18 protein-coding genes are annotated in these 18,450 nt (G+C 70.2%); 9 read left to right on the top strand and 9 right to left on the bottom strand.

The features are described 5' to 3' along the window. Positions 1-89: 89 nt before the first annotated feature. Entirely contained in the window at positions 90-431 is a 342-nt protein-coding gene (locus tag HUO13_RS37270; RefSeq protein ID WP_249124428.1) for a peptidase inhibitor family I36 protein, read from the bottom strand. A gap of 835 nt (positions 432-1,266) precedes the next feature. Continuing rightward, entirely contained in the window at positions 1,267-2,286 is a 1,020-nt protein-coding gene (locus HUO13_RS03620; protein ID WP_211900081.1) for an AraC family transcriptional regulator, read from the bottom strand. 81 nt (positions 2,287-2,367) lie between these two features. On the opposite strand from HUO13_RS03620, the gene HUO13_RS03625 reads away from it, so the two are divergent. Further along, complete coding sequence (locus HUO13_RS03625; protein WP_249124429.1) at positions 2,368-3,183, top strand: NAD(P)H-binding protein; 816 nt, start codon at positions 2,368-2,370, stop codon at positions 3,181-3,183. A gap of 168 nt (positions 3,184-3,351) precedes the next feature. Here HUO13_RS03625 and HUO13_RS03630 read toward each other — a convergent pair whose 3' ends face one another. Continuing rightward, positions 3,352-4,944, bottom strand: coding sequence for a solute symporter family protein (locus HUO13_RS03630; RefSeq protein ID WP_211900082.1), 1,593 nt, complete (start codon positions 4,942-4,944; stop codon positions 3,352-3,354). Further along, positions 4,941-5,360, bottom strand: a complete 420-nt coding sequence (locus tag HUO13_RS03635) for a DUF485 domain-containing protein (protein WP_211900083.1) — start codon at positions 5,358-5,360, stop codon at positions 4,941-4,943. Before HUO13_RS03635 ends, HUO13_RS03630 begins: the two co-directional genes overlap by 4 nt. 726 nt (positions 5,361-6,086) lie before the next feature. On the opposite strand from HUO13_RS03635, the gene HUO13_RS03640 reads away from it, so the two are divergent. From HUO13_RS03640 to HUO13_RS03655, 4 genes are all read left to right on the top strand, one after another. Further along, entirely contained in the window at positions 6,087-9,566 is a 3,480-nt protein-coding gene (locus HUO13_RS03640; RefSeq protein ID WP_211900084.1) for a nitrate- and nitrite sensing domain-containing protein, read from the top strand. 82 nt (positions 9,567-9,648) lie between these two features. Continuing rightward, on the top strand, positions 9,649-10,089 hold the full coding sequence (locus HUO13_RS03645) for a roadblock/LC7 domain-containing protein (protein ID WP_211900085.1): 441 nt from the start codon (positions 9,649-9,651) through the stop codon (positions 10,087-10,089). Positions 10,090-10,159: 70 nt separating this feature from the next. Continuing rightward, positions 10,160-10,654: a DUF742 domain-containing protein gene (locus tag HUO13_RS03650; RefSeq protein WP_211902630.1), complete on the top strand. Its 495-nt coding sequence runs from the start codon at positions 10,160-10,162 to the stop codon at positions 10,652-10,654. Next, positions 10,635-11,309, top strand: coding sequence for a GTP-binding protein (locus tag HUO13_RS03655; RefSeq protein WP_211900086.1), 675 nt, complete (start codon positions 10,635-10,637; stop codon positions 11,307-11,309). The genes HUO13_RS03650 and HUO13_RS03655 overlap by 20 nt, the downstream gene beginning before the upstream one ends. A gap of 231 nt (positions 11,310-11,540) precedes the next feature. Here the strand turns inward: HUO13_RS03655 and HUO13_RS03660 are convergent, their stop codons facing one another. Next, entirely contained in the window at positions 11,541-12,191 is a 651-nt protein-coding gene (locus HUO13_RS03660; RefSeq protein ID WP_211900087.1) for a GNAT family N-acetyltransferase, read from the bottom strand. Positions 12,192-12,549: 358 nt separating this feature from the next. Next, the gene (locus tag HUO13_RS03665) at positions 12,550-12,834 is read right to left on the bottom strand and encodes a hypothetical protein (protein WP_249124430.1); all 285 of its coding nucleotides are present in this window, start codon (positions 12,832-12,834) and stop codon (positions 12,550-12,552) included. A gap of 132 nt (positions 12,835-12,966) precedes the next feature. On the opposite strand from HUO13_RS03665, the gene HUO13_RS03670 reads away from it, so the two are divergent. Both HUO13_RS03670 and HUO13_RS03675 read left to right on the top strand, forming a co-directional pair. Beyond that, positions 12,967-13,812, top strand: a complete 846-nt coding sequence (locus HUO13_RS03670; protein ID WP_211900088.1) for a helix-turn-helix domain-containing protein — start codon at positions 12,967-12,969, stop codon at positions 13,810-13,812. 11 nt (positions 13,813-13,823) lie between these two features. Next, positions 13,824-14,003: a DUF397 domain-containing protein gene (locus HUO13_RS03675; protein WP_432757846.1), complete on the top strand. Its 180-nt coding sequence runs from the start codon at positions 13,824-13,826 to the stop codon at positions 14,001-14,003. Between the two features lie 58 nt (positions 14,004-14,061). Here HUO13_RS03675 and HUO13_RS03680 read toward each other — a convergent pair whose 3' ends face one another. The 3 genes from HUO13_RS03680 to HUO13_RS03690 all read right to left on the bottom strand — a co-directional run bounded on the left by HUO13_RS03680 (position 14,062) and on the right by HUO13_RS03690 (position 16,429). Then, positions 14,062-14,886 (bottom strand): SAM-dependent methyltransferase, encoded by an 825-nt coding sequence (locus HUO13_RS03680; RefSeq protein WP_211900090.1) that lies wholly within the window; start codon positions 14,884-14,886, stop codon positions 14,062-14,064. A gap of 88 nt (positions 14,887-14,974) precedes the next feature. Next, entirely contained in the window at positions 14,975-16,069 is a 1,095-nt protein-coding gene (locus HUO13_RS03685) for a winged helix DNA-binding domain-containing protein (protein ID WP_211900091.1), read from the bottom strand. A 39-nt stretch (positions 16,070-16,108) separates the two neighbouring features. After that, positions 16,109-16,429 (bottom strand): ArsR/SmtB family transcription factor, encoded by a 321-nt coding sequence (locus HUO13_RS03690; RefSeq protein ID WP_211900092.1) that lies wholly within the window; start codon positions 16,427-16,429, stop codon positions 16,109-16,111. A 113-nt stretch (positions 16,430-16,542) separates the two neighbouring features. Between HUO13_RS03690 and HUO13_RS03695 the strand changes: the two genes are divergently transcribed. Both HUO13_RS03695 and HUO13_RS03700 read left to right on the top strand, forming a co-directional pair. Continuing rightward, positions 16,543-17,619, top strand: coding sequence for a Gfo/Idh/MocA family protein (locus HUO13_RS03695; protein ID WP_211900093.1), 1,077 nt, complete (start codon positions 16,543-16,545; stop codon positions 17,617-17,619). A gap of 53 nt (positions 17,620-17,672) precedes the next feature. Further along, on the top strand, positions 17,673-18,425 hold the full coding sequence (locus HUO13_RS03700; protein ID WP_211900094.1) for an HpcH/HpaI aldolase family protein: 753 nt from the start codon (positions 17,673-17,675) through the stop codon (positions 18,423-18,425). Positions 18,426-18,450: the final 25 nt, after the last annotated feature.

Consider the following 18,450-nt stretch of genomic DNA (forward strand, 5'->3'; position numbering starts at 1 on the left):
GAATCGTTTGCGCCACTTGTTGTCCTGTTTGGACATTATGTGTATGCTGTGAGTTCGGTGCGAAGCAGGTCGTTGGGTGCCGAGATTGGTCAGTGCGACCACACCTGGATCGCGCGGGCCACGTATGGCGAACGCGGCACGAATGATCCGGTGGGGTAGGTGCGGAAGTCGGCTTCGGTGGAGCAGAACCCGTCCTGGTAGACCGTGACGGGCCGGCCGGTGTTGTTGGCGAACGAGGTCGCCTCGAAGTCCTGCGGTAGCGCAACGCAGCGACCGAGCGGGACTGCGGACACCTCGGTCTGGTGAGCAGCCCCCTGGAAGTCACTGCTCGGCCACGCGCAGAAGCTGTCCGCCGGGCAGGCATGGGGCTCGATGGTGGCGGGGCCGGCGGTGGAGGTGGCATGTGCGGCCGTGGCCGAGGCCAGCGCCACTCCGACGACGAGGAGAACCGTGGTCGCCAGGTTCAGCAGGACGGACCGGAGCCGGGAGGACGACCCTCGCCGGCTTGGCGGTCGGAGCAGTGAGGACAGTCGGCCGGGACCGTACCGGCGTGCGTGGAGCGTGCCCGGGTGGGCTGGTTCGGGCCGGGATGTGCGGGTGGGGCCTCGGCCGCCGACGAGTCGCAGCGCGAGGGGAATCCGTTCGGACGCACGCAGCACCGGGATGTCCGGAGGCGGTGAGGTGAGGGTTCGGGGGGCGAGCGGGTTGGTGCCCTGGGGCGGTGCCGCGGGTACCGCGGCGAGGTGCGAGGACCGCTGACGGGTCGAGCCCTGCCGGGTGGTGTGCAGGTCGGGCGCAGTGGCGTGCGCGGACATGGGAAACCCCTTTCACAGCAACAGGAATGCCGGATTTCGTCATCCGGGCGACGAAATCCAGATTCCCGAACGCGGCGACCGGGTGCCAGGGAATTGGGTGGATTCACCCCGACCGGGTGTTTTTCCCGGCATATTCCCCGCAACGATCCAGAAGCGGTGAGTGGCCGAAATGGACGCCGCGGCTGTCCGAACTGGCCGGTCGGGAGACGCTGACCTGGGGGATTCGGCGACGGAAGCGGGATCCCCGGCGGGAGCCGCCTGGCTTCGGGAGTCGGGAAGCCCGGCTGCGACTCAGTGCGTGGGTGAAGGGACCTTCGGCTGGGAGCCAGGGGCGCGAGCGAGGCTCGGTGCGCGGGTGACGGCGCCTTCGGCTGGGGGCCAGGACCGCGCAAGCGTGGCTCAGTGCGGGACTGAAGGCGCCTTCGGTCGGGAACCCGGGCCCGACTGTGGCTCAGTGCGCGGGTGAAGGGATCGTCGGCAGGGAGCCGGTGGGGACGGCGAGGGAAGCCTGCGCGCCGGGGCTCGCGGGAACGGCCTGGGCGCGGCGGCGGTGGTCGCGGGGGCTGATGCCTCGGACGCGCTTGAAGGCCGAGCTGAAGGCGAAGCCGTCGGCGTAGCCGACCTGGGCGGCCACCGAGGTCACCGTGGCGCCGGGGCGGCGCAGGAGTTCGGCCGCCAGGTCCATGCGCCAGCAGGTGAGGTACGTCAGCGGCGGCTCGCCGACCAGTTCGGTGAAGCGCCTGGCCAGTCCCGCGCGGGAAACGCCGACGTGGGCGGCCAGCGAGCGGACCGTCCAGGGTGCCGACGGGGCGTTGTGCATCGCGCGCAGCGCGCCGCCGACGACGGGATCGGCGAGGGCCTGGTACCAGCTCGGCGCGTCGGCCTCCGGGCGGGTGAACCAGTCCCGGAGGGTGAAGACCAGCAGCACGTCGAGCATCCTGTCGAGTGCTATCTGCTGCCCAGGCGTTTCGCGAACCAGCTCCGCCGTGACGAGCTCCAGCAGCTCCAGGCAGGAGTCGTCCACGGCCGGCACGACCAGCACCGGCGGCAGGGCGCACAGCAAGCGCTCGCCGAGGCTGTCCGGGAGCTGGTAGGTGCCACTGACGAGGGTCGCGGAGCCGTCAGCGGAGCTGCCGAACGTGCGCGGCCCCAGCGCGAGGGCCTCGCAGACGTCGGAGCCGTCGGCGATGCTGAAGCAGCGGTCGTCCCGTACGAGGAGCCCGGGCGGGGTGCTGGGCTCGTCGGCGATGACGTAGCGGCCCGGTCCTCGCACGACCGCGATGTCACCCGGCCGCAGCCGCAGCGCTGGGCCGTCGTCGGGAATGATCCAGGCGTCCTCGTGCAGCATGGTGTGCAGTTCCAGGCTCGCCGAGCTCTCGAACCGCAGAGACCAGGGCGGCGACAGGATGGACTGGCAGAACTGGGCGCCCTGGGCTCGGACGCCGTGCAGCAGGTCGGCGAGCGGATCCACCTGGCCAGCTTAGAGCAACGGACATGCTTCTTAGCCGATCAGCCATGGATCGTCTCAGTTCGCGCTGCTTGACTTTTGGCCATGACGAATTCCACGATCTTGGTTCTCGGCGGTACCGGCAAGACCGGACGCAGGGTGGCGGCGAAGCTGGCCGCCCGCGGGTTCGGCGTGCGCGTCGCATCCCGGCGCGGTGCCGTCCGCTTCGACTGGGACGACCGCTCGACCTGGGCTCCGGCGCTGGAGGGCGTCGACGCCGCCTACGTCGTCGCTCCCTCGGAGACGGACGACGGCGAGACGATCTCGGAGTTCATCCCCGCCGCGACCGCAGCGGGTGCGGGCAGGCTCGTGCTGCTGTCGGCGCGGGAGGTCGAGACGTCGATGGGGACCGGGCTGAAGGCCGCGGAGGCCGCGGTCCGGCGCTCGGACGCGCGGTGGACCATCCTGCGGCCGTCGTGGTTCGCCCAGAACTTCAGCGAGGACATGTTCCTGCCGCTCATCAACGCCGGGCTGGTCGCGTTGCCGACCGGCGACGGCGAGGAGCCGTTCATCGACGCCGAGGACATCGCCGACGTCGCGGTGGCGGCGTTGACCGAGGAGGGGCACGACCAGCAGGTCTACGAGCTGTCGGGTCCGGACCTGCTGTCGTTCCCGGAGGCGGTGAAGATGATCGCCGCGGCCTCCGGGCGTGACGTCGCGTTCAAGGCGGTCACGGCGGCGGAGTTCATGGAATCGTTGCTGGGCAACGGGCTTCCCGAGGACGTCGCGAGGATGGTCACCGACCTGCTCGACGCCATCCGGCGAGGGGAGAACGCGCACCTGTCCGACGGTGTGCGGCGGGCGCTGGGACGGCCGCCGCGGCCCTTTGCCGACTACGTCCGGGAGGTGTGGGGCGCGTAGCGACAGGGATCGGGGGAAGGGGGAGCGGAGTCGGGAAGCCAATACAAGACACCCAGAACCCGGCTCGAACAGCGCTGAACGCCGCTGAAAGCGCCGAACGTGCCTGCGAACGCGAGAAGGGCGCCCCGCGAACCGCGGGGCGCCCTTCTCGCGTCGGCTGTGGCCGGATCAGCCCCGGACGCCTCCGATGCCGGTGAGCTGGCGGACCTCCATCTCGGCGAGCCGGTCCTCGTCGACCTCCTCGCGGGCGGCCAAGGTGCCGATGAAGCCGCAGATGAACGAGATCGGGATCGACACGATGCCCGGGTTCTTCAGCGGGAAGAACGCGAAGTCCACGCTCGGGAAGATCGAGTCCGACGCGCCGGAGACCACCGGCGAGAAGATCACCAGCAGCAGGCAGGAGATCAGGCCGCTGTAGATGCCCCACAGCGTCCCGGTGGTGTTGAACCGTTTCCAGAACAGCGAGTAGAGAATCGTCGACAGGTTCGCCGACGCCGCGAACGCGAAGGCCAGACCGACCAGGAACGCGATGTTCTGGCCGTTGACCAGGATGCCGCCGAGGATCGACGCCGCGCCGATGACCAGCGCCGTGATCCGGGCGACCCGCACCACCGAGTCGGAGTCGGTCCTGCCCCGCCGCATCGCGTTGGCGTAGATGTCGTGCGCGAACGACGCGGACGCGGTCAGGGTCAGACCGGCCACGACCGCCAGAATCGTCGCGAACGCCACCGCCGAGACGATGCCCAGCAGCACCGTGCCGCCGATGCGGTAGGCCAGCAGCGGCGCCGCGGAGTTCTCCGCGCCCGGCGCGTCGAGGATGGCGTCGGTGCCGACCAGCGCGGCCGCGCCGTAGCCGATGATCAGCGTGCACAGGTAGAACGCCGTCATCGCCCAGATCGCCCACACCGAGGAGCGCCGGGCCTCGCGGGCGTTGGGCACGGTGTAGAAGCGCATCAGCACGTGCGGCAGACCGCCCACGCCGAGCACCAGGGCCAGCGACAGCGACACGAAGTCGATCTTGGTCAGCTCGCTCTTGCCGTACTGCACACCCGGCGCGAAGATCGCGTCGCCCTTGGGGTTGTTCTGGGCGGCCTCCTGCAGCAGGTGCGTCATGCTGTAGCCGAACTTGCCCAGCAGGAAGATCGTGATCAGCGCCGCGCACAGCAGCAGCATGGTGGCCTTGATGATCTGCACCCACGTGGTGCCCTTCATGCCGCCGACCAGCACGTAGAGCATCATGACCAGGCCCACGACGGCGATGACCAGCGCCTGTCCGCCGGTGCTCTTGACGTCGAGCAGCAGCGCCACCAGACCACCGGCGCCGGCCATCTGCGCGATCAGGTAGACGAACGTGATCGCCAGCGTCGAGGCCGCGGCGGCAGCCCGCACCGGGCGCGCCCGCATCCGGAAGGCGATCACGTCGCCCATCGTGAAGCGGCCGGTGTTCCGGGTGCGCTCGGCGAGCAGCAGCAGGTTGATCAGCCACGCGACGAGGAAGCCGATGGAGTACAGGAAGCCGTCGTAGCCGTGCACCGCGATCGCGCCGGCGATGCCGAGGAACGAGGCGGCCGACAGGAAGTCGCCGGAGAGAGCGATGCCGTTCTGGGCTCCGCTGAACGAGCCGCCCGCGGCGAAGTAGTCGCTGGAGGTGCTCTGGCTGCTCGCTCGGTAGACGACGAAGAGCGTGATGAGCACGAAGACGGCGAAGATGCTGGTGTTGAAGATGGCACCTTCGGAGGGGATGAGTTCAGGGGGGTTCATCGCTCGTCACCGATCGCCTCGCGGCGGATCTCCTCGACCTCGGGGTCCATGTGCTTGCGGGCGAAACGGACGTACATGCCCGTGATGATCAGGGTGGTCGCGAACTGGCCGACGCCCATGACCAGTCCGACGTTGACCTCGCCCCACAGCCGCGTCGCCATGAACTCCGGCAGGTAGGCGGCCAGGACCACATACCCGAGGTACCAGACGATGAAAAACGCGGTCATCGGGAAAACGAACCATTTCACGCGGCTGCGCAGATGCCTGAATTCCGCGCTGTCGTGGATCGCGGCGAAATCGGGACCCTGGTGGGTGGGGCGCACGGAGCTCTTGTCGATTCCGCCGAACGCCGTGCGCCCTTTTCCTGCCTGGTCACGGGGCTGCCCGCGCAGCGCGGATTGCGTTGCGTTGGTCATGCGTCCTTCCTACAGGTGCGCTGTACCGCGAAGGGCGGCTGGGGGGTGGGGGGCCTGTGCGGCGGGGAAATCTAACCACTTCCGGCGCCGGACCGACAGTGTGGGGATCACCACTGACTAGGAGTTTTGCCCTGCGGGGCGCTTGACGAAACCGTGACCTCCGGGGCGGTCGCGTCGGGGCGGACGTCCCCGGTCTTCACCAGTTTTCCCAGTTCAGGGGACTGTGAACGGATGTGGTACACCCGAAATCCGGGGGTACGGTGCCGTTGTAGACCTGTAAGAAAAGCCCTGGTGTTGGGCTGAACGAGTGAAAGCGCCTTAGCGGTCAAGTGCTGGTGGGTCCCGCTGTGGGCGGTTGGAACGTTTCGCGCGGCCTAATCGTGAAAACGCCCCCGATGCTTTCGCTCGATCAGGGGCTTATAGTGCTTGGGCACTGAAAGCCAGTCACCCCGGCGTGAGGCTCCTCGGTTCGGCACCGTGACCGGAAACTGCTGTGCGCGGCGGTCCGGTAACTCAGAGTGCTGATTGAAACTTGCACCGGTACGGTGCGGTACCGCAAGGGCTTGAGGTCGGAAGGGACTGGTTTTCGCGCCCCCAGACAGCCCAAGACGACGATTGCGGGATCGCACGCATGCGCCGTTCTCCAACGCTTTGTCCGCACCCGCGGCTTCACAGCCTGCCTGAGCAGCACAGGAACCGCCGTTCGTCGATGGGAGGACGGTCGTGATGGCGACCGGTGACACCGGCAGAAGGGCGGCGGTCACCGGGTGGCGCAACTGGTCGCTGACGACCAAGCTCGCCGCCGTCGTGCTCGTGCCGGTGATCTTCGCGATCACCCTCGGTGTCGGCCAGATCCGCTGGCAGGTCGAGAAGGCCGACGAGTACGACCGCGTGGCCAAGGTGGTCGACGCGGTGGACCAGATCGAGCCGCTGGTGGTCAGCGTCCAGGAGGAGCGCACCAGGGCGGTGGACTTCCTCACCGGCTCGATCGACGCGGGCAAGATCGACGAGCAGGCCGTCGTGGTCGACGCCGCGGTGAAGGGCACCCGCCAGGTCATGGCCTCCCCGGAGGACTACAGCGACGTGGTCCGGCAGCGCTTCGGCGAGCTCAACACCGAGCTGGGCAAGCTCGACGAGACCCGTGCGCTCGTCCGGGACCGCCGGGCCCCCGCACCCGCGGTGATCGAGCGCTACAGCCGGCTGGTGAACTCGATCCTGTCCCTGGACCGCGCGCTGACCAGCACGGTCGCCGACCGCAACCTCTCCAGTACCGCCTCGGCCATGCAGGACATGGTGTCCATGATGGAGGAGGTGCGGCTCCAGCAGGCGTGGGTGCTGACCGGCCTGGTCGACGGCAGCATCAGCCCCCAGGCACTGGACCAGGTGCTCGGCTCGCGCGCCCGGCTGATCGGTAAGATCAGCGAGGCGCGGGCCACCGTGGCCACGCACTGGCAGCACCGCCTCGACCAGACGATGACCGGCCCCGCGATCATCGATCGCAACAAGCTGCTCACCGCGATCATGCTGGAGACCACCGACGGCAAGTTCTCCGGTGGCTACACGGTCCCGCGCGACCTGTGGAACCAGCGGTCCGACGAGGTCATCCAGCTCGTCGACGACGGCCACGACGACCTCGGCAACGAGGTGCGGCAGATCGCCTTCGACCTCGAGGACGACGCGAGCAACTCGGCGGGCTGGGACTCGGTCATGCTGCTGTCGGCGCTGATCCTGGCCGCGGCGATCATCATCACCATCGCCCGCCAGCTGCTCGGCTCGCTGCGCGACCTGCGGCGCGGCGCGCTCAAGTCGGCCAACAAGGGCCTGCCCGAGGCCGTGACCCACATCCGCGCGGGGCGCAAGGTCGACTCCGAGCTCGAGCCCGTCGGTGTGGACACCGACGAGGAGGTCGGGCAGGTGGCCCGGGCTTTCGACGAGGTCAACCGGCAGGCGCTGCGTCTGGCGGTCGAGCAGGCCTCGCTGCGGCGCGGCTACAGCGAGGCGTTCGTCTCGGTCTCCCGGCGAAGCCAGGCCCTGCTGGAACGCCAGCTCCGGCTGTTCGAGGAGCTGGAGAAGGACGAGGAGGACCCCGACCAGCTCTCCCGCCTGTTCCAGCTGGACCACCTCGCCACCCGGATGCGCCGGAACAACGAGAACCTGATGGTGCTCTCCGGCAGCGACCTGGCGCGGCGCTTCTACCAGCCGACGGAGCTGGCCGACGTGCTGCGCGCGGCGGTTTCGGAGATCGAGCAGTACCCGCGCGTCATCGTGCAGCCGCCGCCCTCGGTCAAGCTGGTCGGCCACGCCGCCAGCGACATGGTGCGGCTGGTCGCCGAGCTGCTGGACAACGCGGCGAACTTCTCGTCGCCGGACACCTCGGTGACGGTGTCGAGCTACCAGCCCGGTGACGGTTCGGTCGTGCTCGACGTGCTCGACGAGGGCATCGGCATGGGCCACGCGGAGCTGGCTTCGGCCAACGAGCGGCTGGCCCGGGTCGACGAGGACGACCTTGCGACGTCGCGGCGCATGGGCCTGTTCGTGGCGGGCCGCCTGGCCGTCCGCCACGACATCGGCGTCGAGCTGCACGGCGGCCCCGACGTCGAGGGCGTGCGCGCCACCGTGACGATCCCGGCCGAGCACGTGCTGGCGGGTGAGGCGAGCCGCACGGCTCCGCCGCCTCCCGGCCAAGGCGTCCACCGCAACGGCTCGACCCAGCAGGACGTGCCGAACGCGGCGTCGATCCCCGCGCAGCCGGCGGGCGCCGACCAGGGCTTCCCGGCGGCGGACTTCGACCCGAGCCCGTCGCTGCCGCGGCGCGGGGCCTCCGAACCGACCGCGCGCGGCGAGGTCGACCAGAGCGCACCGTTGCCGCGCCGGGAACCGTCGGGCGGGCTGAACGCGCTGGACTCCGGTTCGCCGCTGCCGAAGAGGGAGCCGCGCGAGCCTTCGGTCCAGCAGGACTACGGCGCCCCGGCAACGCAGGGCGACATGTCGGGGCCGGCGCCGCTGTTCGAGCCGTCGCAGCCCTCCGAGGCCCCCGAGGAGCACTCGGAGTCCTACGGGACCGCGCAGCCGACTCCGCCGGAACAGCCCGCGGAGCAGACGGTGAACCTGTTCACCCCTGAGCCCGGCGACCCGTCGCTGGACATTCCGCACCAGCCGCGCACGGTCGGGCAGGACTTCGCGCCTGCGTGGCCCGCGGGGTCCGAGGAGCCCTCGGGCGACCGGGGCTCGGAGACCCGTGAGTCGCCGATCTTCGAAGAGGTCTCCACCCAGTGGTTCCAGCCCACCAGCGATGACGCGCAGGCCCAGGCCATGTCCGGAACCGCGGAGCACGAGTTCGCGTGGCCGGAGCCGGGCGGGCGGGAGCGTCCCGAGGTGGAGGTCGACGAGCTGGGGCTGCCGGTCGGTCCGGGAGCCGCGGACAACTGGAGCCGCTCGGACCAGCCGGGCTATCCGGGCCGCTGGGACGACGCGGAACCGGCGCACACCCCGGCTGCCCTGGAAGGCGCAGGTCAGCCGCGCAAGCCCGGTGGTTCTGCCGAGGTGGGTGAGCACCACTCGCCGAGCGGCTGGGACGATGCGGACCGGGCGCGTTCGTCCGGGGACGACGCGGACGAGCCCCGCTCGTCCGGCGGTTGGGGCGAGTCGCGCGACCCCGAAGACTGGAGCCGGTCGGACGAGTCCCGATCCTCCGACGCCTGGGGGCTGGCCGCAGCCGCCAGCCGGGCGGAGGCGGGCGAGCCCGCGGAGGTCGGCATGAGCCAGGAACCAGCACCACTGACCACGTCGGGCCTGCCCCGCCGCACACCGCGCGGCGCGGCACAGGCCGAGGTCGCGGGCAACTCCCGCAGCGCCAGCGACGTGAGCAGGGAGTTCTCCGAGAAGTACAACGGCGTCCACTTCGGCCAGTCCGAGCCTGCCGCGCCCGCCGAGGCAGGCACCGCGGCCGACGACGCCTGGAACTTCGCAGCCGACGACGCCCGGCGGGCGGCCGAGGCCGCGGTGAACCCGCAGCCCACGTCGTTCACCGAGGCCGGACTGCCGCGGCGCACCCCGAAGGCGCACCTCGCGCCCGGCAGCGTGAACGCGCCTCCTGGCGACGACGGCGTGCGCTTCGAGCGCGACGCCGAGCACCTGCGCAGTCGCCTGGCCAGCTTCCAGAGCGGTGCCCAGCGTGGCAGGCACCGCGCACCCGACGAGGGATGAAGGGGGTCAATACGAGAGTGCAGTCCACTACATCGATCCCTACCGCGCACCGTGATCACCTCGGCGAAAAACAGGAGGTTGCATGACTGCCCAGGAGACGATTTCGCGCAGGTTCGGCTGGCTGGTCACGGACTTCACCGAGCGCGTGGCCGGTGTGGCCCACGCGATCGTCGTGTCGGCCGACGGCCTGCTGCTCACCGCGTCGGCGAAGCTGCCGCGGGACCGCGCCGACCAGCTCGCCGCCGTCGCGTCGGGCCTGCTGAGCCTGACGCAGGGCTCGGCGAAGTGCTTCGAGGCCGGAGAGGTCATCCAGACCGTCGTGGAGATGCAGCGCGGCACACTGCTGCAGATGGGCATCAGCGATGGTTCGTGCCTGACCGTGCTCGCGGCGCCGCAGTGCGACATGGGTCTGATCGCATACGAGATGACCATGCTCGTCGAGCGCGTCGGCCAGATGCTCACCCCGGAGATCCGTTCGCAACTGCAGGGCTCACCAGGCGCACCCACCGGTCAGCTGGTGTGAGGACCAGATGAGCAGAGGCCCCGACGACTTCCCCGATGATCGAAGACCGGAGGAGGATTCCTTCGCCGATGTGCTGGACGGCTTCACCTTCGGGGGTGGCCGCAAGAAGCGCCGCGACCGGCGCGCGGACCGGCGCCAGCCGGAACCGGCACAGGAGCAGGAGGTGCCGCGACCGGCCCCCGAACCGGAACCGGCACCCGCACCCCCACCGGTCGAACCTGAGGCTCCCGCCGCGTCCAGCATCCGGTCCTACACCTGGACCGGCGGGCGTACCAGGTCGAACCACCAGCTCGAACTCGAAACACTCGTCTCCACCGGAGACGCCTACCAACCGGACTCGGTGCTGCGGCTGGAGCACCAGTCGATCGCGGAGCTGTGCAGGCATCCCCGTTCCGTCGCGGAGGTCGGCGCGCTGCTGTCCATCCCGATCGGGGTGGCCAGGGTGCTGCTGGCCGACATGGCCGACCTGGGGCTGATCACCGTTCACCAGACGGTGTCCGAGAGCGGCAGCGCACCACACTTGATGTTGATGGAAAGGGTATTGAGTGGACTCCGTCGGCTATAGAGCGCAGCAGGCCGGTGCGACGCCGCCGCAACCGCAGTCGTCCCGGGGCACGACCTCGGCGAAGATCGTCGTCGCCGGCGGCTTCGGCGTCGGCAAGACGACCTTCGTCGGGTCGGTCTCCGAGATCGTGCCGCTTACCACCGAGGCGGTCATGACGGAGGCCAGCCGGGGGGTCGACGACCTGGCGGCCACGCCGAACAAGACCAGCACCACGGTGGCCATGGACTTCGGCCGCATCTCGCTGGACTCGGACCTGATCCTGTACCTGTTCGGCACGCCCGGGCAGCAGCGGTTCTGGTTCATGTGGGACGACCTGGTGCGCGGTGCGATCGGTGCGGTCGTGCTCGTCGACACCCGGCGGCTCGCGGACTCCTTCTCCGCGGTCGACTTCTTCGAGGACCGCGGACTGCCGTACCTGATCGGCGTGAACTGCTTCGACGGGCAGCTCATGCACTCGATCGAGCAGATCCGGGAGGCCATGGCCATCGGGCCGGACGTGCCGATCGGGCCGTGCGACGCGCGGGACAAGGAGTCGACCAAGCAGACGCTGATCGGCCTGGTCCAGCACGCCATGCGGTGGTGGACGGCGAAGCAGATGCCGCCCGGCTCGCAGCAGCAGCCCCCGGGTTCGCCGCAGCAGCCGCCCATGCGCTGAGGGCACGGGGACGACCGCGGGAGGCGGTGAGCGCGCGACGGTGCGAGCGCGCTCGCGTCCCGTTGTGTCCCCGTGCCCCTGTGTCCCGGTGCCGTTGTGCCGGGGAGAGCGGTCTGCTGGGCGAAATTTTCCTGGCTGGGTTTGGTCTTCCCGGGGAGTTCGAGATCGCGTGTCTACCGATGGGGAGGCACGCGCTCGACCGCGCTGCGGCGTGTTCTGTCCGGCGAGGTGCTAGCGCGCCGGCTCGTACAGGTACGGGCGCGTCCGCGTGAGGGCATGGAAGCCGCGCTTGCGCAGGATCGGCTCTGACGTCGGCAGCGCGTCGACGACCAGGTGCGTGCGGCCCCTCGCCAGCGCTTCGTGCAGGCGGGCGGCGACCAGCGCCGTGAACAGGCCGCGTCGCCGGTGCGTGGTCTTGGTGCGGCCACCCGCGAGTTCGGAGAGGCCGCTGCCGGGGGCGAAGTGGGTGCGCCCGCACGCGACCGGCTCGCCGTCGACGTAGGCGACGTGGACGCTCATCTCGCGGGGCGTCTCGCGAAGAACCGCCGCCAGCCGGTGCTTCTCCTCCTCGGCCCCCGTCCGGCCGATTTCGCGGGAGATCTCGACGACCGCGTCCAGACCGTCGGCGTCGTGGACGCGCCTGATGTCGTAGGCGGGCGCGGTGAAGGCCGACGCCGACGCATCGGTCAGGGGCAAGGCCAGGACCGTTTCCGCCGCGTCGGGGCGGAAACCGGCAGCGAGCAGGCGGTCGGCCAGGTCTGCCGGTTCGTCGTGGCCGTACAGCTTCCATTCCAGCGCGTAGCCGTGTGCGTCGGCGCGTGTCGTCTCGTCGCGGATGACGGCGTCGGTGTCGGTCCCGGCCTCGCCGAGCTGTGAGTGCACGATCCGGCATTCCGAGCCGTCGGGGGAGTACTCGCGGACGACCCCGCCGCGTGGGCCGGGTTCGCCCGCGGCCCGGCGGTCGCGGTCGAGCTTCCGCAGGAGTTCGGCGGTGTCGAGGTGGTCGGGACCGTGCAGGTTCGCGTTCAGGGCGGCGGCTCCTCGGGTTGTCGGTCGGGTCGTGAGCCTAGGCGCGAAATTCCTTGGTGTGGTGGGGTTTTGTCGCGGTGGTTTGGGAAGCCCGGCCGGGGCGCGCGGGCGGGAACGCGCAACCCCGGCCGGGCAGTGCCTCGCCGCACCGAGTCGGGGAAGTCGGTTCAGCGAAGCGGCTCGGCCGTCCGGTACGGCCGAGGGCTCGATCTCAGAAGTCCCAGACGGTGGAGGGGCATCCGCGCCGCTGGTACTCGTCGGCGCACGCGGTGCATTGCTCGGTGATGCTCTGGCTCCTCGGTGTGCCGCCGTGCGGCGTCGGGAACGGCACTTTGACGGTCTCGCCGCAGAGCGCGGTGATCGGCGTACCCGCGGGCCACCGGCCGGGCTTGTCGGTGATGCCGTGCCGGACGCGGGACAGCGCCGGGACGATCCAGAAGACGACGTCCTCCCGCATCGCGGCCAGCGCGGCCGCATCACGTTCGAAGTGCCACACCGCGGCCTCCAGGGGTGATCGAGGGGTGGTGCCAATTGGAACCATTAGATCCATCGGAGGTGGTGCCACTTGGCACGATTCCCTGATCGAGTTATTCGGAAGGTGTTGGTGTGGCTGGCTATTCTGTGGCACATGCCTGGCACCACTCCGAAAGCACGCGCCATCGGCGTGGAACTCCGCCGTGCGCGTGAGGACGCGGGGCTGAGCGCACGCCAACTCGCCGAGAAGATCGGCAAGTCGCACACCACCGTCGGTCGGTGGGAGTCGGGGGAACGGTCACCGCGGCCGGTGGATGTCGCGACAGTCTTGTCCGCGCTCGGCGCGGACAACCACCTGCGTGAGGAACTGATCGAACTCGCTCGCAACAGCAACGGTCGGCACTGGGTGGCTTCGAGTCTTCCCGAGCAGCAACGGCAGTTGGCGGCACTGTTGGAGATCGAGCGGGATGCCACCCTCGTAGTCAGCGCTTCGCCGTTGCTGGTGCCTGGGCTTCTGCAAACGAGCCGATACGCCAGGGCGATCATTGGTGCAGGTGGGGTGCCAGCGGATGAAGTGGAGACCCGGGTAGCGGTCAGGCTCGGCCGACGCGACTCCATCATGAGAAGTGACCCGGCACAACTGCTCGCGCTCATCGACGAGACGGTTCTACGACGTGTGATCGGTGCTGTCGACGTGCTTGCCGAGCAACTGCGCGCGATCTGCGAGGTGATGCAGCGGCCGAACGTCGAGGTTCGGATCATCCCGCTCTCGGCGGGGTGGCACCCGGCGTTGGAAGGCCCTTTCGACCTGTTCGAGTCGAACAACCGGGCCCGGGTCGTCCATGTCGAGAATCGCAGGTCGGGACAGTTCTTCCACGAGCAGGACGACGTCAAGGCGTATCAGGACGCCGTGTCGTGGCTGCGAAATGTTTCCCATGACCCGGAGGAATCCCTGCAACTGATAGCCGATGTCATCGACGAGATGGAGGCAGAGCTGTGAAGCAAGCGCCCGTGAACTGGCGGAAGTCCACGCGTTCCCAGAACACCACCAACTGCGTCGAGGTCGGCTGCGTCGCCGGTGGAGCAGCGGTGCGTGACACGAAGGACCGCGCCGCTGGGTACTTAGCCGTCCCCGCGCAGCACTGGGGCCGGTTCGTCGCCGGGGTCAAGGCCGGTCGGTTCGACGGCTGACGGCGTGGGTGGCGGGGCCCGGCGCCCAAGGGGGCCGCGCCCCGCACCCGCCGTCCGCTCAGTTCTTCCGCGCCACGCCGCCGAGCAGGTTGTGCGCGCCGGGGGCAGGCGGGGTGAGGCGCGGGCCGTCGGGCCACCAGTCGAAGAGGTAGCTGAGGCCGGGCTCGACCATCTCCAGGCCGCAGAAGAGTTCCTCGATCTCCTCCCGGCGCCGGTAGTAGCAGCTGCCCATCAGGGCGTTGAAGCGCTTCTGCGAGTCCTCCGCCAGTTGGGCGCGGTCGCTGCCGTCGGCGGGGTTGAACAGGTGCGAGATGGCGACGTAGGAGCCGGGGGCGAGCGCGTCGACGTAGGCCCGCATGATGTCGGCGGGCCGCTCCTCGTCGGTGACGTGGTGCAGGGTGTTGCACTGGATCAGCGCGACCGGCCGGGTGAGGTCGAGGTTCCCGGTCACGATCGGGTCCGCCAGCAGCTCGGCCGGCTTGCGGAGGTCGGCGACCGCGAAGTGGGTGCGGTCGTTCTCCTCCAGCAGCGCCCGCCCGTGCGCGGCGACCGACGGGTCGTTGTCGATGTAGACCACACGCGCTTCCGGGTTGAGCCGTTGCGCGGCCTGGTGGGTGTTCTCCGCGGTCGGCAGTCCCGAGCCCAGGTCGAGGAACTGGTCGATGCCGGCCTGCCCGGACAGGAAGCGCACGACGCGGATCAGCCAGGCCCGGCACTGCTTGCCGACCTCGGCGGCCTCCGGGGCGATCTCCAGGATCTTCCGGTAGACCACCCGGTCCACCTCGAAGTTGTCCTTGCCCCCCACGAACGCGTCGTACACCCTGGCGATGCTGGGTTGGCTGGTGTCGACGTGCGGGATGGAGGTCTCGTCGGTGTTCGGCATCGGGCCCACTCGGATTCGCTAGGCGGTTGATCTCCGCCCCAGCGTATGCGGCCGTGTTCGGGGCGTAAACGGTCAATCGGCCGCACGGTCAATCGGCCGCGCCGAAGCGCACCTCGCGCTGTTCAGCGGTCTCCTCGGCGAAGCCGAGCAGCGCACGCCCCTCCTCCTCCAGTGCGGCTGAGTCCCTCCTGGACAACCGCACCAGGGGCCGGACGTGCAGGATCGCGGTACTGCCCTGCCTGCTGATCTCCCAGGTTCCGCGCACGAAGCCGTCGAGGAGCACGGTGCCCGGGAACGCCGCGCCGTTCGTGCCGAACAGCAGCTTGCGGTGCCGCTCGGTCATGATCCGGGTTCGGTCGGCGTGGGAAAGCAGCACGTTGTCGAAGGGCGGCAGGAAGCGCGGCGGCGCAGGTACGTCCGGTTCGGGCCGGGGCGCGTCGGGCAGGTCGAACAGCTCGCGCCCGTGCTCGTCGCGGAACACCCGCAGGCCCAGACCGCGCACGAGCTCCCGCAGCCCGATCAGACCGGACCACGTCTGCACGTCGGCGACGGTCGCGGGCCCGAAAGCGGCCAGGTAGCGGCGGACGACGTCCTCCAGCGACGGCACCGGGTCGAGCTGCCTGCCGAGCCAGTTCTCGGCGGTGGCGTAGGTCGGCTGCCCGGTCTTGCCCCAGATCGCCCTCGGCGGGATCTGCACCAGCGGTAGCAGGCTGCGCACCGCGTAGCCGAGGCGCGCGGGGTCCTCCTGCGGCCACCTCTCGGTCAGCAGCGGCCGGAGCTGCGCGATGGTGCGCGGCTTCTCGTCGAGCAGCTTGCGCCCGTAGGCCGCGATCTCGCGGTGCTCCACTCCGACCGGGTGGTTGCGCGCGAGGTCGCGGTCGATCGGCGGCTGCATGAGCGGACGCAGGGTGAGGCAGTCTTCGGCGGTGACCAGGTGCACCGTGCTGCGCATCAGCACGATGCGCACGAGGCTGCGGTCGAGCAGGCGTTGCGCGAGGTCGTCGGGGACGAAACCGTCGAGCCGCGTCCAGAGCCCGTAGTACGGCGGCATGGGCATCTGCGCCTGCATGCCGACCAGGTGCTCGACGGCTTCGACAGGTGTGCGCGTCGAGCGTTCGAGCAGGAGTTGCCGGTGCAGCGTGGCCCGGTTGAGGTCGCGTGCCGAGAGAACGTCGACTGCCATGGACCAAGGTTACGGATCCGGCCCGTCAGCCGCCGGTGCTCAGCGCGCGGCCTCGCGCAGCACGAGGTCGAGGAAACCGGGGAACCGGCGGTCCAGCTCGTCGCGCCGCAGGGTGTTGAGCCTGCGGGTGCCGTCGTCTCGCTGGCGGATCAGCCCGGACTCCCGCAGCACCCGGAAATGCCTGCTCAGCGCCGACTTCGCGACCGGGAGGTCGAAGGTGCCGCACGCCACCTCGGTCCGCCGGTCCAGGGTGCGCACGATGCTCAGCCGCACCGGGTCGCACAGGGCGCTCAGCACCGCGAAGAAGTCGATCTCGGACTCATCCGGATGGAGCAGCGGGGAGGCGGTGCGGCTGGCCACGCGCACAGTATGCGGCACCGCCATGTTCGCATCAATGTGAACAAAGACATGTTCGCGGAGGCGCGAACATGGCATAGGTTGACGGCACTGGTCATCCCGTGGAAGGACTTCCCATGACGTCGAAGATCGGTGTCGGCATCGTCGGGCTCAGCGTCAACGGCGGTTGGGCGGCCCGCGCGCACGTCCCCGCGCTGGCCGCGCTCGACGGCTACGAGCTCCGCGCACTGGCGGCGAGCGGCCCGGAGTCGGCCAGGGCCGCCGGTGAGCACTTCGGCGTGGCGCACGGCAGCGTCGACGACCTCGTCGCCCGCGACGACGTCGACCTCGTGGTGGTGACGGTCAAGGTGCCGCATCACCGCGAGCTGGTGATGGCCGCGCTGGAGGCGGGCAAGTCGGTGCTCAGCGAATGGCCGCTGGGCAACGGGCTCGCCGAGGCCGAGGAGATGGCCGCCGCCGCCGAGTCCCGGGGACTGCGCGGGTTCGTCGGGCTCCAGGCGCGTTCGGCGGCACCCGTCCGCTACCTGCGTGACCTGATCGCCGACGGCTACGTGGGCGAGGTGCTGTCCACCAGCATGATCGCGTCGGGCGGTCGCTGGGGCGCCACCTTCGAGCCGCGCGGCGAGTACCTGCTCGACCCCGGCAACGGCGCCACGATGCTCACCATCCCGTTCGGCCACACCGTCGACGCCCTCGCGATGGTGCTGGGGGAGTTCACCGAGGTCAGCTCGACCATCGCGACGCGCAGGGCGCAGGTGCGCGAGGAGGGGACCGGGCGGCTCGCCCCGATGACGGCCGAGGACCAGCTCGTCGTCTCGGGAGCGCTGGAAGGCGGGGCGGTCGCGTCGGTCCACTACCGCGGCGGCATGCCGCGCGGCACCGGCTTCCACTGGGAGATCAACGGGACCGAAGGCGACCTGGTGGTCACCGGCGAGAACGGTCACCTCCAGTTCGGTCAGGTGACGCTGCGCGGCGCGCGGGGCGGCGACGAGGGACTTGCCGAACTGGCGGTTCCGGCTGAGTACGACCTCGTGCCCGGTGTCGCGCGCACCGAGACGGCTCACGCGGTCGCGCACGCGTACGTGCAGATCCGCGATGACATCGAGAACGGCACGAACACCGCGCCCGACTTCACCCACGCCGTGCACCGGCACCGCGAGCTCGACCGGATCCGCCGCGCGGCTCGGAGCTGACCGCCCGCCGGCGTGGTATGCAGTCATGGCCGGCGTCACCACGGGAGGCCACGATGCGGCGCGAACTGCTGGAATCCGGCCGGACCACGCACGGCGGCTGGTGCTGCCTGCCCGGACCGATCACGGCCGAGGTGATGGGCCGGGCGGGCTTCGACTGGGTGTGCGTGGACACCCAGCACGGGCTGATCGGCTACGACGTCCTCCCGTCGATGTTGCAGGCGCTGGCGCTCACCGGCACGCCTGCGCTGGTGCGCGTGCCGTGGAACCAGCCCGCCGACATCATGCGCGCCCTCGACGCCGGGGCCTCCGGCGTGATCGTGCCGATGGTGCAGTCGGCGCGGGAGGCCGAGCAGGCCGTCCGCGCCTGCCGCTACCCGCCGCAGGGCGAGCGCAGCTTCGGGCCGATGGCACCGCTGATGCGCGACCGCGAGTTCAGCACCGCCAAGGCGAACGACGAAGTGCTGTGCGCGGTGCAGATCGAGACGAGGTCCACACTGGACGAGCTGGACTCGGTCCTGTCGGTGCCCGGAGTGGACGTCGCCTACGTCGGCCCGGCCGACCTCGGCATCTCGCTCGGGGTGGCGCCGACGCTCGACGTCGTCGAGCCCGAGCACCTGGCGGCCGTCGAGCGGGTGCTGGCGGCCTGCCAGGAGCACGACGTCATCCCAGGTATCCACTGCGCCGACCCGCGAGGGGCCCGGCGGTGGCGTGACATGGGGTTCCGGCTGCTCGCCGTGGCCACCGACATCCGGCTGCTGGAGCACTCCGCGGCCGAGGCGGTGGCGGGGGCCGGGCGACCCCGCTGAGTGCCCGGCAGGCACACTCGGCGGC

The organism is Saccharopolyspora erythraea, from assembly GCF_018141105.1.
Taxonomy (GTDB): Bacteria; Actinomycetota; Actinomycetes; order Mycobacteriales; family Pseudonocardiaceae; genus Saccharopolyspora_D; species Saccharopolyspora_D erythraea_A.